Origin of the sequence: Chromobacterium haemolyticum, from assembly GCF_002081825.1 — a bacterium.
Taxonomy (GTDB): Bacteria; Pseudomonadota; Gammaproteobacteria; order Burkholderiales; family Chromobacteriaceae; genus Chromobacterium; species Chromobacterium fluminis.
In genome coordinates this window covers 1-15,827 of sequence record NZ_MUKU01000034.1, presented here as the reverse complement: position 1 = coordinate 15,827, position 15,827 = coordinate 1, and the positions used below count along the sequence as shown (strand labels likewise).

Below are 15,827 nucleotides of genomic sequence, written 5' to 3'. Positions count from 1 at the left end.
GGCCAGATGGCGCGCGCCGACGTCATTGATAAGGAGAAAGTCTGATGGCGCTTGTCAATCACCCGGCGGGAACGGTGCTGCACGCTCCGGCGGTCGAGGTGCCGGAGTTCGCCCGGCGTTACGCCAACCTGGCCGCCGCCGATTTCGGCGCCAGAGTTCTGGCCTGTTCCGATCAGTGGTTCGCCGCGGCGGAGCGGATGCTGCAAGCGTCCGAGCCGGTGTTCATCGTCGGCGAGTTCGACGATCACGGCAAATGGATGGATGGCTGGGAAACCCGCCGTCGCCGCAACGGAGGCTACGACCACGCGGTGATCAAGCTGGGCCTGCCCGGCGTGATCAAAGGGCTGGACATCGATACCAGCCACTTTAGCGGCAACTATCCGCCGGCGGCCTCGGTGGAGGCTTGCCGCTCGGCCGGAGATCCGGACGAGCGGACCGAGTGGGTGGAGATCCTGCCGGCCGCGTCCTTGGGCCCCAGCGGCCATCATTTCATCGCCATCGACGATGCGAGCTGCTGGACTCATCTGCGCCTGAATATCTATCCGGATGGCGGCGTGGCGCGCTTTCGGGTCTACGGCCAGCCGGTTTGCGACTGGGCGCGGCAGGACCCGGCCGCGCTGCATGAGGTGTCGGCGCTGACGAAGGGCGGCCGCATCGTCGCTTATAACGACGCCCATTTCGGCGTGCCCTTCCGGCTGATCATGCCGGGGCGCGGCGTCAATATGGGCGACGGCTGGGAAACCCGCCGTCGGCGGGAGCCGGGCAACGATTGGTGCATCGTCGAGCTGGGGCATGCGGCGTGGGTGGACAGCATCGAAGTGGACACCGCCCACTTCAAGGGCAATTACCCGGACCGGATTTCGGTACAGGCCGCCTATGTCCGCCATGGCACCGATCAGTCCATCGTGACCCAGGCCATGTTTTGGGACGCTCTGCTGCCGGAGCAGAAAACCGAGATGGACCGGCAGCATTTTTACGACAAGACCATGCTGCGCGATCTGGGCGCGGTCACCCATGTGCGGCTGAACATCTTCCCGGACGGCGGGGTCAGCCGGCTGCGGATTTGGGGACGGCTGGCGGATTGAGCCGCTCGCCCTTGCCAATGGTGTTCTGTTGAGGAGCGAGGCATGAGGATTCTAAGCTTGGAACCGTTGACCAAACAGGCGTTCGCCCCGTTTGGCGATGTGATCGAAATCGACGGCAGCGATTGGTTTCCTATCAATCAGGGCAGCACTCGCCGCTATCACCGGCTGGGCCTGGTGGAGGCCGGCGGCGGCCAGCCCGGCATCAGCATGGCGCGCGGCGACGCGCATCGCCTGCCGCTGGAGATCCGCATGCTGGAACGGCATCCGCTGGGCAGCCAGGCTTTCATCCCTTGCAACGGCGTCGCTTGCGTGGTGGTGGTGGCGCCGGCTGGCGTCGGCGACCGGCCGGACGAAAGCCGGGTCCGCGCCTTTCTGGCGCGCGGCGATCAGGGCGTCAACTACCACCGCGGCACCTGGCACCACCCGCTGACCTGTCTGGAGCGGGCCGGCGATTTCATCCTGCTGGACCGCATCGGCGCCGGCGACAATTGCGACGAGGCGATGCTGTCGCAGTCTTATCTCATCCAATCGGTCGGCGCTGGTTAGCCTGCGTCGGCCTCCTTTTTTAGCGGTCAAGGAGTCGGTTGTGTAATACCCGCAAGTCGTCAGGGCGGCGGCGTTTGAAAAAGCGGCCCGGCATCTACAAAGGAGACGTGCATGGATTCCAAGCTGTCGGTGCACCCGGTGGATCAACGCCTGCCCTTGGGCAAGCTGTTCACTCTGGGCCTGCAACATGTGTTGGTGATGTACGCCGGTGCGGTGGCTGTGCCGCTGATCATCGGCAGTTCTCTGGGCTTGCCCAAGGAGCAAATCGCGTTCTTGATCAGCGCGGACCTGTTCTGTTGCGGGGTGGTGACCTTATTGCAGTGCTTGGGCGTTCGCGGTCTGGGCATCCGGCTGCCGGTCATCATGGCGGTGACTTTCGCCGCGGTGGGGCCGATGGTGGCGATTGGCGGCAATCCGGCGCTGGGTTTGCCCGGCATTTTCGGGGCCACCATCGGCGCCGGGGTGCTCAGCTTGTTGATGGTGCCGCTGATGGGGCGATTGATCGGCTTGTTTCCACCGCTGGTCACCGGGGTGGTGATCACCTCCATCGGCCTGTCCATCATCCGGGTTGGCATCGACTGGGCCGCCGGCGGCAGAGGCAACCCGGACTATGGCCATCCGCTCTATCTGGGGGTATCGGTGGCGGTGCTGGTGTTCATTCTTCTGGTTACCCGTTATCTGAAAGGTTTCTTCTGCAATATCGCGGTATTGCTGGGTTTGTTGTTCGGCTTTGCCCTAGCCTTGCTGCTGGGCAAGGTCAACTTGGGCGGCTTGGGGGAGGCGGCTTGGTTCGCGCCCATCGCGCCCTTCCGTTTCGGCATGCCGCGTTTTGAACTGTGGTCCATCCTGACGTTGACCGTGGTGATGCTGATCATTTTTGTGGAATCCATGGGCATGTTCCTGGCGCTGGGAGAGATTGTGGAGCGTCCGGTGGACAGGGCCGCCTTGGTGAGAGGCCTGCGGGTGGATGCGCTGGGCACGGTGATAGGCGGCCTGTTCAACTCCTTCCCCCATACCTCGTTTTCCCAGAATGTCGGCCTGGTGGGCGTCACCGGGGTCAGCAGCCGCTGGGTGTGTGTGATGGCCGGCGGCATTCTCGTGGTGTTTGGCCTGGTGCCCAAGATGTCGCTGATCGTGGCGTCTATTCCGCCCTTTGTGTTGGGCGGAGCCGGCCTGGTGATGTTTGGCATGGTGCTGGCCACCGGGATCAAGATTCTGGGCAAGGTGGATTATCAGACGCAGCGGCACAATCTGCTGGTGGTGGCCATCAGCCTGGGCCTGGGCATGATTCCGACGGTGTCGCCCGGCTTTTTCCGGCAATTGCCGGAAGTGCTGGCGCCCTTGTTGCATAGCGGCATCTTGCTGGCCACGGTTAGCGCGGTGGCGCTGAATGTCTGGTTCAACGGCTTGGCGCGGCCGCGGGAAACGGCGTCGTCCGGCGTCGCGCTTGGGGAGGCGGCGCATTAGAGGGGGGATTGCGGCGGCCGGGATCAGGCGGTTTCGGCGCCCGCTGCCGCGATCTCGCGCTTATTCCCGTACATCTTCCGGTCCGCCACCGTCAGCAACTCGTCGATCAACAAGCCGTCCTCCGGGTAATAGGCGATGCCGATGCTGACGCCCACCGAAATCAAATGATCGTTGACCTCGTAGGGTTGATGAATCACTTGCTTCAGGCGATTGACGATTTTGTCCGCTTCGCGGTTGGATTCGATGTCTTCCATCAACACCACGAATTCATCGCCGCCCAGCCGCGCCACCGTGTCTTCGCCGCGCAATTCTTCCTTGATGCGGGCTGCGATCAGTTGCAGGATGCGGTCGCCGGTGATGTGGCCGTAGGTGTCGTTGACCGGTTTGAAGCGGTCCAAGTCCAGAAACAGCAGGGCCAGCCGTTTGCCGCTGCGATCCACGCGCGAGATGGCGTGCTGCAGCCGGTCGTAGAACAAGTTGCGGTTGGCCAGTCCTGTCAGGCGGTCGTGGTTGGCCAGATAGAACAGCTGGTTTTCACGCTGGCGGCGGCCGTGCGCCAATTGCAGGTAGTGATGGGACACCAACAGCAGGCCGGTCAGCAAAGCCAGCGACAGGACCAGCAGCATGCCCCATTCGAACGTGCCGATCTGCCGCCAGCCCAGTTGCTGGTTGATGGTGAGCAAGAGCGGCTGGTTCGCGCCGCCCAGCGGGTGGCGGGCTTCCAAGCGCGGGAACAGCAGGGTTTCCAAGGCGCTGGCGCGTTCGGGACCGCGCAGCAGGGCGGGTGGGCCGGGCGGCGGATCGTTGCGGTGGAACAGGCGAACTTCCACGCCTTCCCGCAGCGACAGCGGGCTGGGCAGCAGGCTGTCGGCGCGTATTGCCATGGCGGCGAAGTGCGCCGGCGCCAGAGAGGCGGCCAGCGGTTTGCTCAGCATGTCGTCCATGGCGCGGATGAGCAGGTAGCCGGCCGGGAGACCGGGCAGTTTGATCTGACTGGAGATTTCCATCCGGCCGCTTTCCAGCGCATTCTGCAGAGCTTGGCGCGCGGCTTGCAGCCGGCCCAGGTCCGCGGCCAGCAGGCTGGACTGGGGCATGGGTTCGATGAAGACGAGTGGAAACAGGCCAAAGCGGCCTCCCCAACCGTCGCCGCTGGCGGCGGGCATGGGCAGCGCTTGGCCGTACAGTTGCTTCAGGCGTTGGCCGAATATCGGCAACTGGTCGGGGCTGATGCGTTCTATATGACCCAGCCACTGGATTGGCGGATAGCGGCGCAGCAGTTGTCGGGCCAGCCTTTTTTCGGACGGCAGATCGCTGCGGCGGTCCAGCGCGCTGAATGTGGCGTAGCTGTCCAGCACGGTTTCATGACTTTGCAGCTTTTGATTGAGCTGTTCGGAGAGCAGCAGGGCGTCGCGATTGAATTGTTGCTCAGCGCCCAGCAGCGCGTGACTGGCGATCGACAGGGCGACTAGCGCACTCAGCACCAGCCATATCGCGATGCATCCTGCATAAACCAGCCGTGTCCGCATGTAGCAACCGTAGGAAGGGGGAAAGAGGAGATGATAGATTTTATAAGAAGGCGCGGTTATTTTTTAGCTTTGGCTGATGAAAAAGCGGGTTTTAAGTAGTTGTACGTAAAACAATACTGTTGTTTTTCGTCATGAAATTGAAATCAAACGGCCCGCGAAGGCGGGCCGTTTGAGGAAGAGAACAGTGTGACAGGTTCTTAGCGTGCTTGAGCCCAATCGGCGACCAAGCGTTGCGGCGTACCGCAGGCTTTGCGCTTGAACACAAAATTGCGGCATTTCTCCAAAAACTGGCCGCGGTTTTCCACCATGTCCTGGCGCATCTCCAGCAGCTCGGCCTGGCGGCAGCGCTCCATCCGCTCCAAGTCCAGCTCAGCCTTGCGCGCGCGCTGCGGGCGGAAACGGTCGTCATTCAGCGCCAGCCCGGCGGCTTGCCGCAACCAGACGCCGAAGTCGTGCGGGTCGTGCGGGCCGATGTCGTGAACCATGCCCAGACGCCAGGCTTCGCGCGCGCTCAGCGGTAGGCAGGCGTCGGTCAGCTGCCGGGCCTGTTCTTCGCCCACCGCGCGCGGCAGGCTGTAGGTCCAGTATTCCGAGCCGTACAGGCCCATGGTCTTGTAATGAGGGTTAAGCACCACGCCGCCGCGGGCGAAGACCAGATCGGCTGCCAAGGCCAGCATCACGCCGCCGGCGCCGGCGTTGCCGGTCAAGCCTGACACCACCAGTTGGCGCGCGGTCAGCATTTCCTGGCAGACGTCGTCGATGGCCTGGATATTGGCCCATGCCTCCAAACCTGGCTCCGGCGCGGCCTGGATCACGTTGAGGTGGACGCCGTTGCTGAAGCTGCCGCGGCCACCGCGCACCAGCAGCACGCTGGTGTCCTGAGCTTTGGCCCAGCGCAGCGCCTCGCTCAGCCGTTGGCATTGTTCGGTACTCATCGCGCCGTTGTAGAACTCGAAGGTGAGTTCGCCGACGCGGCCGTATTCGCGGTAGCGGATAGGCTGGTAGCTTTCTTCGCAGTGCGGGTGGGTGTTGATGGACCAGTCCAGCCGCGGCACGCCGTCCAGCAAGCCGGCCAGCACATGTCGCGCCGGGCGCTTGAAGGTTTCCTCGCCGGCCTCCGGTTTGCGGCGCAGCGCGCCCAGCCACAGGCTGTGCTCGCCGGCGCCCACCAGCACGGCGTCGTCGTGCACTGCCAGCAGCTGCCCCGGCTGGCCGGCGCGATAGTCCAGATGGGCGTCGTAGACGTAGTAGTCTCCGCCGGCCAGTTGCGTCAGCACGCCGGGCTGGCCGTCGGCGGCGTCGATGCGGCGCTTGATCTCTACGGCGGGCTGTTGCCACAGGAAGGCGCGGTCGCTTTGTTTCATATTGGGCTGCAGCCGGCCGCGCACATGCGCTTGGCCGTAGTCCAGCGGCGCGGGCGCGAAGCCGGTGCCGAACTTCTCCACCACGTCGCGGATGCAATACATGGCGGCGTCGCTGACCGGGCCGTTGTAGAGCTCGGATTTGCGCACGTCCGGCGGCATGTCGAATTCGCAGCTGGACCAGATCGGGCCGGCGTCCATTTCCTCCACCGCTTGCAGCGCGGTGACGCCCCAGCGTTTTGCTCGCAGGGTGATGGCCCAATCCAGCGCCGAGGCGCCGCGGTCGCCGACGATGCCGGGATGGATGATGACCACCGGCCGGCTGGCGTCGCGCCACAGGGTTTCCGGCACCCGGTCCTTGAGGAAGGGGCAGATGACGAGATCGGCGCCGGATTGCTGGATGTTGGCGCCGACTTCCTGCTCGTTGGTGAACAGCTGCACGCTGACTTGGTGGCCGGACTGGCGCAATTCCAGCCAGGCGCGTTGGGTGAGACCGTTGAACGCCGACGACAACAAGATGATTTTCAATGACCGCATGACCGCTCCTTGCCCAAAAATGAATGCATGGCCGGCGGCGGGACGCTGCCGCGCGAACCGTGCGCATGGGCGAGGATGATAGTTTTAGTTCTGATAATGACAAATGACTAAAGTCAAGCTTGATGCGATTGAAAATCAGAACGCAGCTTTCTGCCATCAATGATTACAGATGCTTTGGTTTTGTGATCTGTATATATGGCGACGGCGCGCGGGGTGGGGAGGGCGAGCCTAGTCCTGCTGGTGCAGGCATTGCTTGATGCCGGCCAGCTGCCGCCGGCTGACCGGCAGCGGCTGGCCGATGTCGGCCAAGCGTACTTGCCATTGTTCCTCGCCGTCGATGTTGGCGCGGAACAGTTCGCGCAGCGCGTGACGCATCACCAGGCAATTGCGGTGGATGCGCACGGCGGCGTCGCCCAGGCGTTGTTCCAGTGCGATCAGGGTTTCGTCCAGCAGGTATTCCGCGTCCGGGGTCACCAGGGTGACGTATTTGAGTTCGGCTTTGAGATAACGGGCTTGGGAGAAAGGGATGGGCAGCAGGCGGTCGCGTTGGCGCACGGTGAAGCTGGCTTCCGGCTGCGGCGCATCGCCGCGCTGGCGGCAGGCGCGCTCCAGCGCCTGGCGCAGCCGTTCGCGGCGCACCGGTTTGAGCAGGTAGTCTATGGCTTCCAGTTCAAAGGCGTTGACCGCGTACTGTTCATGGGCGGTGGTGAAGATCAGCTGCGGCGCCAACGGCTGGCGGCGCAGCTGCTGGGCCAGTTCCAGGCCGGAAACGCCGGGCATGGAGATGTCGGCCAGCACGATGTCGGCTAGGTTCTGCGTCAGCCAGGCCATGGCCTGGCGGCTATCGGTCAGGCAGTCGACGTGTTGCAGCCCCTGTTCGCGCAAGAGCTGGCGCAGTCGTTCACAGGCCAGCGGCTCGTCGTCCACCACCAGCGCGCGCCAGTCTTGCCAGGGGTTTACAGCACCCATTGCGGTTTGCCCAGCTTCTCCACCAGCATGCGCCAGGCTTGAAGGATTTTCTGGAACTTGTTGTTGGTGGGGGCGATGTCGCGCACCTTGCTCAGCATGTCGTGGGCGCGGCGCATATGGCTTTCATGCCAGCCCTGACGGTGGACGTAGGCCATGGTGGCGTTGATCAGGTTGAGCATGACCTGGATGTTTTGCGGCATTTCCTCGTGGGCTTTGACGAAGCGTTCGATGGCGGAGTCGAATTGCCCGGCCTGGGCTTCGCGCACCGCCTGGTTGTTGAGCTCCAGCACCGATTGCACGTTGTCCGCGATCAGCTGGCGGCCGTCTTCGCCCAGGCCCACTTCTTCGAACATGTCCCCAAAGCGCGCGAGCAGTTCCTCGTCGTCGTGATGGTTGCGCACCAGATCGCGCATCACGTTGTTGCCGGCGTCCTTGTGGCCCTGAGCGTAGCAGGCACGGGCGAACTCCATCTGCGCGTCGCTGCTGAGCTTGGGCGCCAGCTGGCGGAACTTGGCTTCGGCGTCGCCAAATAACTGGCGTGCCTTGTCGCGGTTGCCTTTCTTGCTTTGCAGCTGGCTGTCCACCACGGAAGCCATCCACTCGCCTTCTTCGTTGTAGCGATAGTCGCGGCGCAGATTGGACAGGGTGCGGCCGACGTTGGCGGTGTCGCCGCGCGCCAGTTGCACCCGCGCCAGCGCGGCGTAGTGAGTGGGGCTGCGGTGCCAGGTGTATTTGGCGATGTCCAGCGTGGTTTGGCAGGCGTTTTCCGCCACCTCCAACTGATTGTTGAGCAGGGCCACTTCCGCCAGCTGTTGCTGACGGCGGAAAACTACCGGGGAGATGTCGGTGGCTTGCTTCAAGGTGGCCTGGGCTTCGTCCAGGTTGTGGTTGCTGCGGTAGAGTTTGGCCAGCCAGTCGTAGGCTTCCATCACCCGGTCGTTGTCGGTGAGGACTTCTTCGAACAGCAGCCGCGCCTCGTCATAGGCTTTCAGGCCGGTCAGCGATTTGGCCAGGCCCATTTTGGCCCAGGGCACTGGCTTGATGCGCAACACGTCCATGTACAAGGAACGCGCGCTGTCGAAGTCGCCTATCTTCAGCGCCAGCGAGCCCTTGAGTTTCATGAAGTCCAGCGTGAACTCGCCGCGCTCGCTGATCAGACGCGAGCAGACTTCGATAGCGCTCAGGTATTCGTGGCGCATGATGGCCTCGTCCACGAGGCGGAAGGCTTCGCGGCGGCGCATCGCCTTCTCCAGCCGCTCGCGCAACACTTCGCCGGTGAAGGGTTTGAGCAGGTAGTCGTCCGGCCCCAACTCCGCGGCGGAGATCACGCGCTGGGAACGGCGCTCGCCGGTGACGATCATGAACACGCAGGATTGTTTGATCAGATTGCGTTCTTTGACTTCCTCGAACAGGTAGAGGCCGTCGTAGCCGTTGCCCAGATCGTAGTCGCACAGCACTACGTCGAACTCGTATTTACCCATCTTGGCCAGCGCGTCGCCGGCCTTGCTGGCGTACTCCACCTTGTCGGCGCCGAAGGAGGATAGAGTCATCGCCAGCGCACGCTGCATTTCCGGCAGGCTGTCGATGATCAGGAACAGGCGCTTGCTGTACGGGTCGTCGTAGTTCTTCCGCGGCGAGGCGCCGGTTTTGGCGGCGGCAACGCTTTGGAAGGTGGTCGAGTTGGTGTTGGCTGTGCTCATCTCGCTATCTTTGACGATTCTCCGCAAACTGTCATCAGTGCGACTTACAAAAATCGCTCAAGCGGCCGTCGCCGCGGCGAGAGGCTTAGCCGGCGCTCAGCTTGGCGTAGCGCAGATCCAGCCACTTCACACCGTGTTCGGCGAAGTTGATTTGCAGGCGCACATCCTCGCCGCCGCCTTCGGCGTTGATCACCACGCCGCTGCCGAACTTGGCGTGCTCGACGGATTGGCCGATGCGGAAGCCCTGGCTGTTGTCTGCGGCCACGCGGCCCACCTTGGGGACCGTGCGCCAGGATGCGTTTGCCGATGCATTTGTCTTGGCCGGCGCTTTCACTTTAGCAGATAGGTCGTGGGTGAGCTCCGTCGGGATTTCGTCGACGAAGCGCGAGCGTATTGGATAGCGGCTCTGGCCGTGCAGCATGCGGCTTTGCGCGTTGGACAGATAGAGCCGCTGGCGGGCGCGGGTGATGGCTACGTACATCAGCCGGCGTTCTTCCTGCAGACCCTTGCCGTCGTTCATGCTGTTTTCGTGCGGGAACAGGCCTTCTTCCAGGCCGGAGACGAAGACGGCGTCGAATTCCAGGCCCTTGGCGGCGTGCACCGTCATCAGTTGCAACGCGTCGCTGCCGGCTTCGGCCTGGTGTTCGCCGGCTTCCAGGCTGGCGGCGCTGAGGAATTCGGTCAGCGCCTGCGCCGGCTCGTCCGGCATGAAGCCCGCGGCGGCGTTGATCAATTCGTCCAGGTTGGCCAGCCGTTCTTCGCCTTCCTTCTTGTCCTGCTCGTACATCGCGCGCAGGCCGGAGTCGTCTATGGCCAGGCTGACGGCTTCGGCCAGCGGCAGCTCGCGGCCCCGTTCGCGCATGCGTTCCACCAGCAGCACGAACTCGCCCAGTTTGGCCGCGGTGCGGCCGCCGCCGGAGGCGCAGGCGGCCTGCCACAGGGTGACACCCTGCTCGCGGCTGACCGCTTGCAGGCCTTCCACCGTGCGCGCGCCGATGCCGCGCGCCGGCACATTGATCACGCGCAGCAGCGCGTTGTCGTCTTCCGGGTTGGCGATCAGGCGCAGATAAGCCAGCGCGTGCTTGACTTCCTGGCGTTCGAAGAAGCGCAGGCCGCCGTAGATGCGGTAGGGAATCTGGGCGTTGACCAGCACATGCTCCAGCAAGCGCGACTGGGCGTTGGAGCGGTAGAGAATGGCCATGTCGGACAGGTTGAAGCCGTCCCGCTTGAGGCTGCGCACCTCGTCGCTGATGAATTCGGCTTCCTCGCCGTCGGAATAGGCTTCGAACAGGCGGATCTTTTCGCCCTCGCCGGCGTCGGTCCACAGATTCTTGCCCAGCCGGCCGTCGTTCTGCTCGATCAGCGCGTTGGCGGCGTTGAGGATATTGCCCATCGAGCGGTAGTTCTGCTCCAGGCGCACCGGCTCGCTGACCGAGAAATCGTTCAGCAGGGAGCGCATATTGCCCACTTCCGCGCCGCGGAAGGCGTAGATGCTCTGGTCGTCGTCGCCGACGGCGAACAAGGAGCCGCCGTCGCCGGCCAAGAGCTTGAGCCAGGCGTATTGCAGGCGGTTGGTGTCCTGGAACTCGTCCACCAGGATGTGGCGGAAGCGGCTGCAATAGTGCTGGCGCAGCGCCTGGTTGGCGCTCAGCAGTTCGTAACTGCGCAACAGTAGCTCGGCGAAGTCCACCACGCCTTCGCGGCGGCATTGGGCGTCGTAGGCGGCGTACAGCTCCACCAGCTTGGCTTCGTAGGGATTGAGCGCCGGCGGCAGCTTGTCGGCGCGCAGGCCGGCTTCCTTGCTGCCGTTGATGAAGCTTTGCACCGCGCGCGGCGGGAATTTCTCGTCGGACAGTTCCAGGCTTTTCAGCAGGCGCTTGATCGCCGCCTGTTGGTCGGCAGAGTCCAGTATCTGGAAGGTCTGCGGCAGGCCGGCGTCGCGGTAGTGGGAGCGCAGGAAGCGGTTGCACAGGCCGTGGAAGGTGCCTATCCACATGGTGCGCACGTTGACCGGCACCATGCTCGCCAGCCGGGTCTGCATCTCGCGCGCGGCCTTGTTAGTGAAGGTCACTGCCAGAACGCCGCTGGGGCTGGTTTGCCCGGTGGACAACAGCCAGGCGATGCGGGTGGTCAGCACCCGGGTTTTGCCGCTGCCCGCGCCGGCCAGCACCAGCGCGCTCTTGTCGGGCCAGGTGACGGCGCGCAGTTGTTCTGGATTGAGGCCGGCGAGGAGATCTGTCATGGCGAGGTGTCTATCTGGTTCAGGCAAAACGCCATTTTACACTAGGCGTGCGGCGTGGCGGTTTTGGCGCGCCGTTGCTTACATCGTCGGCTTCAGCACCATCAGGAAATACACCGCCAGCATCGCGCAAAACGCCGGATAGCCCAGGCATTCCCAATAGCGGGCGTAGCGCCAGTAGCGCGCCGGCAGCGACTGGCCGGCGGCGATGGCGGCGCGCGCCATCGCCGCCATGCGGGTTTGCAGCCGCAGCACCGGCAGCCAGCACAGGCCGGCGAACAGGAACAGGCCGATGGAGGCGAGCAGCCAGCCGCTGGCGAGAGGCCAATCGGCCTGCCGCGCCAGCCACAGGCCGGACAGAGGCTGAAAAATCACCGCCGGCGTGGTGAACCACCAGTCGGCGCGCACCACCAGCCGCGCCACTTCGGCCTGGGCCGCGCTCTGGCGGCCGCGGTTGGCGAAGAACAGATAGAAGGCGGAGCCGAAGCCAGTGCCCACCATCAGGGTGGCGGATAGGATGTGCAGGGTTTTGACCACGAGATAGGCGTTCATGAGGAAGTCTCCCGGCGAGCGCCCAGCCACAGCAGCATGGCCAGGATGGGCAGATTTTTCACTAAGGGGGCGAACGGATGCAGCCAGTTTTCCGGCAGCCAGATCACCAGCGTCAGGCTGTAACCGGCGACCACGGCGGCCTGGGTCCGCCACAAGGCGCGGCAGGGGCGTAGTAGGGTCAGTAGACCGAAGGCGAGGTCCAGGCCGCAGGCGGCGAGGAAGAGCGGCGCGGCCCAGCCGGCGGGTAGCGGCAAGCGTTGCAGCATGACGATGGACGCGTCCCAGGCGCTGAGCGGCGGCTGTAGGCCGCTCCACAGCCACAGCGCCGCCAGCGCGTATTCGATGTTGCGCGTGGAGGGCGTCATGGCGCTTCCCGGAATTGGCCGCTGGCCAGCGGGGCGCGTTGCAGCAGCGCGCCGAGGGCGGCCGGGTCGCCGCAGCTGCCTCGGTTCAGCATGGCCAGGGTATCGCGGCTGATCAGGCTGGTCGGCCAGCGTTCGGCCAGCGTCGCCAGCGCCCGGCTGGCTTGAGACGGCAGGTTGAGGATGTAGGCGGGCGAGGACAGGCCTTGCAGTTGGCGCAGCTGGCGCAGATAGTCGGCCAGCGTCAGCGCCTCGGCGCCGACGAAATCGACGACGCCCTCCGGCGCTTCGTCGGCCGCGGTCAGCCTCGCCAGGCCGTCGATCACGTCGTCGCGCGCTACCGGCTGCACCCATTGGCTGCCGCCATCGGGCAGCAGCCACAGCGGCAGCCGCGCCAGTTGCAGCAGCAGACGGCTGCTGGCGCCTTGTGGACCGTAGATCAGCGAGGGGCGCGCGATGCGCGCCTCCAGGCCGCTGGCCAGCAGGGCGGCGTCGCCGCAGCCCTTGCCGGCCAGGAACAGAGTGTCCGCTTGCGGATCCGCGCCGAGGGCCGACAACTGCCCCCAGCGGCGCACATCGGCCTGATAGGCCATGCTGGCCAGCTGCAGTGGTCCCAGGTGATGAATGGCTTCCAGCGCGCCGGCCGGCCGGTCCAGTAGTTGGCCGGCGGCGTTGACCACCACGTCGACGTTTTCCAGCCAGTGACGCCAGTCGGCGCGCGGCTGGCGCAGGTCCAACTGGCGGCGGCTTGGCGCGCTAACGTGGTGACCGTCTCGTTCCAGGAGCTGACGCAACGGCCGGCCGATGAAACCGCTGCCGCCCAAGAGCAGGATCTTCATTGCGCGGCCCCCGGGGGTGTGGCAGGCAAGGACTGGGCCTGCTGCGCGATGGGGCGCGGCGCCACCTGCCGCCAGACCAGGCGCAGCAGCACCAGCAACTGGGCCACCACACCCAGCAGCGCCCACATCAGGATGCCGCGGATGTCCAGCCATAAGGAGGCGGAGGGCGCATCCGGGGCGAACAGCAGCACGGCCAGCAGCGGTCCGGCCAGGATCAGGATCAAGAAGGCGCGTTGCCAGAAGGGTCCGCCGGCGCCGTGTTCGCACAGCGCCTGGGTCACTTGCCGCAAGGGATTGGCCAACAGCCACCAGCACAGCAGGCTGCACAACAGGGGCACGATAATCATGCTGATGATGAATCCGCTCATGGTGTTCTCCTTTGTTTCTGAAATTTCTGTCAAAACAGAAATGCAATGGCAAAAAAAATTCGCGGGGCTTCCGGCGGCGCAAGGCCGCCCGGCGCCGCCCGCGTGCGCGGCGAACTTATTTATCCCGCCCCAACAGCTTCTGAATGCTGGCGCCCATCTTCAGCACCCGGCTCAGCGTGGCGGTGGACAAGCGCAGCATTTCCCGAGTCCAAGAGGTGAAGGTGTCCATGAACTGCCAAGTGCTGCGAATACGCTCCTGCGCCAGCGGGCTCTCCTGCTGGAAGTCAGGGCTGTCCATGCATTCCTTCAGCACCAGCAGCGTGGGTTCGATTTCGCGGCGCTGTCGCTCCGCCACGATGATGCGGAACAGCTCCCAGACGTCGCCGGAGGTTTCGAAGTGGTCGCGGCGGTCGCCCAGCACGTGCACAGTGCGGATCAGCTGCCAGTTCTGCAGCTCTTTCAGGCTGTTGCTGATGTTGGAGCGGGCCACAGTGAGGGTGTCGGCCAGTTCCTCGGCGTTCAGCGGGCGGCCGGTGATGAACAGCAGCGCGTGTATTTGCGCAACGGTGCGGTTCACGCCCCAGCGGGTGCCCATTTCGCCCCAGTGCAGCACGAAACGTTGAGATACAGGTGTCAGTTCCATGGGCTTAACAATATTTGTTTCCGAAATTTCTGTCAATACAGAAATTCATTGGCATGATAGCGAGAGGGAGCGGCAAGGAAAGCGCCGTGCCCGGAGAGCGAGCACGGTGTTGAAGAAGTCAGTGCTGATGGAACAGGGCGTTGTGTCCGGCGGCGCCGGTTTCGGCGGCTTGGGCCTTGCGGCCGCGGATGCGGTCCCAGACTTTTTCGTGGAAGTAATAAGCCACGGTGTTGACCAGTGGCTCCACCAGGGCCAGCAGGCTGGAAACGCCGATATTGCCGGTCAGTAGATAGGCCACGCTGAAAGCGACGGTGAAATGGCAGATGGCGAAGGTGATGGTCTTGAGCATGGCTGGGCTCCACGGTGAGAATTTACTGAATGATAGTCATTATCATTTGTGTGTGCCAGTTGATTCTTTCGCTCAGGACGATAGCGTAGTGCTAATGAGCTAGTTGTCTTGATTGTGACAGGTGGGCAGCGGCAGCGCGGAGGCTGCCGCCGACGGGGGCTTACTGTTTGACGCCTAATTCGCGCAGGCGCTCGTTCAGGTAGCTGTCCGCGGTGTAGCGTTCGGACAGCACCACTTCCGGTCGCGGATGCAGGAACAGCGGCAGCGAGATGCGGCTCTTGGTCGCGCCTTCGCCGCTGGGGTTGACCACGCGGTGTTGGGTGGACGGATAGTAGCCGTCCGAGGCTTCTTGCAGCATGTCGCCGATATTGACCACCAGGGTGCCGAAATCACAGGGCACGTCCAGCCATTCGCCTTGCTTGTCCTGCACTTGCAGGCCGGGCTCGTTGGCGGCGGGCAGGATGGTTAGCAGGTTGATGTCGCCGTGGGCGGCGGCACGCAAAGAGCCGGCGGGTTCCCGGCCGGTCAGCGGCGGGTAGCGCAGCACGCGCAGCAGGGTTTTCTGGCTGTCCGCGATCATGTGCGATAGCGGCTCGGTATAGTGGGCGGCGATGTGGGCTGGGGTGTATTGCTGCACCCAGGACAGCAGTTCCTGCGCCAGCTGGTTGGCGATGGCGTAGTAGCGGTCGGTGTCGGCCTTGAGCTGCGGCGGCACGCGGCCCCACGGGTAGATGTGGAAGTATTCCTTGATGTCCTTCAGGGTTGCGCCCTTGGCGGTTTCCGACACTTCCGGCGAGAACCAGCCGTCCTGGCGCTCCATGGAGAAGGCATAGTCGTATTTGGCCTGGCTGTTGAAGAAGGCGAGCCAGTCCGCGTAGATTTTTTCGACCAGGTTCTGGGGTACCGGATGATTGACCAGCACGCCGAAGCCGGTTTCGTGCAGCGAGCAGGTGAATTGTTCCGCCGCGTCCGGCGCGTGGTAGTCGACAACTCTGACATTCATGGGGTGGGGTTCCTGAGGATTGCAGGACGCTGCCATTCAATGGCGGGGCAGGCGCCGAGGGCTGGGATTCTACCCGCGCCTTCCGGCATCACCAAGCGCGAGCCGTCGTCCTTAGGGGCGGGTGTCGCGTCGTGGCAACGCCGCCTCGGAGCCCGTTCTTAGAGCCTGTTCACGATCTTTTCGTCCTGAGATAATTGCCGAATGCGAAGAAGCCATTATCCAAGCGACGTAAGTCGTGAACAGTTCGAACAGATCAGACCGCTATTGGAAAGCCTGCGCAA

General features: G+C 64.0%; 15 protein-coding genes. 3 read left to right on the top strand and 12 right to left on the bottom strand.

Annotated elements, in window-relative coordinates:
* Positions 1–44: 44 nt before the first annotated feature.
* The 3 genes from alc to B0T39_RS19570 all read left to right on the top strand — a co-directional run bounded on the left by alc (position 45) and on the right by B0T39_RS19570 (position 3,098).
* Positions 45–1,085 (top strand): allantoicase, encoded by a 1,041-nt coding sequence (alc, locus tag B0T39_RS19580; RefSeq protein WP_081549580.1) that lies wholly within the window; start codon positions 45–47, stop codon positions 1,083–1,085.
* Between the two features lie 42 nt (positions 1,086–1,127).
* Positions 1,128–1,631 carry an ureidoglycolate lyase gene (locus B0T39_RS19575; protein ID WP_081549578.1) on the top strand — a complete coding sequence of 168 codons (504 nt, stop codon included), beginning with the start codon at positions 1,128–1,130 and terminating at the stop codon, positions 1,629–1,631.
* Positions 1,632–1,742: 111 nt separating this feature from the next.
* Positions 1,743–3,098, top strand: a complete 1,356-nt coding sequence (locus B0T39_RS19570) for a nucleobase:cation symporter-2 family protein (protein ID WP_081549576.1) — start codon at positions 1,743–1,745, stop codon at positions 3,096–3,098.
* A gap of 23 nt (positions 3,099–3,121) precedes the next feature.
* Here the strand turns inward: B0T39_RS19570 and B0T39_RS19565 are convergent, their stop codons facing one another.
* From B0T39_RS19565 to B0T39_RS19510, 12 genes are all read right to left on the bottom strand, one after another.
* Positions 3,122–4,579 (bottom strand): sensor domain-containing diguanylate cyclase, encoded by a 1,458-nt coding sequence (locus B0T39_RS19565; RefSeq protein WP_176219609.1) that lies wholly within the window; start codon positions 4,577–4,579, stop codon positions 3,122–3,124.
* A gap of 242 nt (positions 4,580–4,821) precedes the next feature.
* Positions 4,822–6,522, bottom strand: coding sequence for a hydrogenase maturation protein (locus B0T39_RS19560; protein WP_081549572.1), 1,701 nt, complete (start codon positions 6,520–6,522; stop codon positions 4,822–4,824).
* Positions 6,523–6,750: 228 nt separating this feature from the next.
* Complete coding sequence (locus B0T39_RS19555) at positions 6,751–7,491, bottom strand: LytR/AlgR family response regulator transcription factor (RefSeq protein ID WP_081549570.1); 741 nt, start codon at positions 7,489–7,491, stop codon at positions 6,751–6,753.
* Entirely contained in the window at positions 7,479–9,191 is a 1,713-nt protein-coding gene (locus tag B0T39_RS19550; RefSeq protein ID WP_081549568.1) for a tetratricopeptide repeat-containing response regulator, read from the bottom strand. Before B0T39_RS19550 ends, B0T39_RS19555 begins: the two co-directional genes overlap by 13 nt.
* 85 nt (positions 9,192–9,276) lie before the next feature.
* Positions 9,277–11,433 carry a UvrD-helicase domain-containing protein gene (locus tag B0T39_RS19545; RefSeq protein ID WP_081549566.1) on the bottom strand — a complete coding sequence of 719 codons (2,157 nt, stop codon included), beginning with the start codon at positions 11,431–11,433 and terminating at the stop codon, positions 9,277–9,279.
* A 78-nt stretch (positions 11,434–11,511) separates the two neighbouring features.
* Positions 11,512–11,982: a DUF2269 family protein gene (locus B0T39_RS19540; protein ID WP_081549564.1), complete on the bottom strand. Its 471-nt coding sequence runs from the start codon at positions 11,980–11,982 to the stop codon at positions 11,512–11,514.
* Positions 11,979–12,347: a DoxX-like family protein gene (locus tag B0T39_RS19535; protein WP_081549562.1), complete on the bottom strand. Its 369-nt coding sequence runs from the start codon at positions 12,345–12,347 to the stop codon at positions 11,979–11,981. Before B0T39_RS19535 ends, B0T39_RS19540 begins: the two co-directional genes overlap by 4 nt.
* Positions 12,344–13,183 carry an NAD-dependent epimerase/dehydratase family protein gene (locus B0T39_RS19530; protein WP_081549560.1) on the bottom strand — a complete coding sequence of 280 codons (840 nt, stop codon included), beginning with the start codon at positions 13,181–13,183 and terminating at the stop codon, positions 12,344–12,346. Before B0T39_RS19530 ends, B0T39_RS19535 begins: the two co-directional genes overlap by 4 nt.
* Positions 13,180–13,551: a hypothetical protein gene (locus B0T39_RS25715; RefSeq protein ID WP_081549558.1), complete on the bottom strand. Its 372-nt coding sequence runs from the start codon at positions 13,549–13,551 to the stop codon at positions 13,180–13,182. The genes B0T39_RS19530 and B0T39_RS25715 overlap by 4 nt, the downstream gene beginning before the upstream one ends.
* A gap of 115 nt (positions 13,552–13,666) precedes the next feature.
* Positions 13,667–14,194: a GbsR/MarR family transcriptional regulator gene (locus tag B0T39_RS19520; RefSeq protein WP_081549556.1), complete on the bottom strand. Its 528-nt coding sequence runs from the start codon at positions 14,192–14,194 to the stop codon at positions 13,667–13,669.
* A gap of 118 nt (positions 14,195–14,312) precedes the next feature.
* Positions 14,313–14,543 (bottom strand): DUF2061 domain-containing protein, encoded by a 231-nt coding sequence (locus B0T39_RS19515; RefSeq protein ID WP_019102374.1) that lies wholly within the window; start codon positions 14,541–14,543, stop codon positions 14,313–14,315.
* A 160-nt stretch (positions 14,544–14,703) separates the two neighbouring features.
* Positions 14,704–15,546 (bottom strand): isopenicillin N synthase family dioxygenase, encoded by an 843-nt coding sequence (locus B0T39_RS19510; RefSeq protein ID WP_081549554.1) that lies wholly within the window; start codon positions 15,544–15,546, stop codon positions 14,704–14,706.
* Between the last annotated feature and the right edge of the window lie 281 nt (positions 15,547–15,827).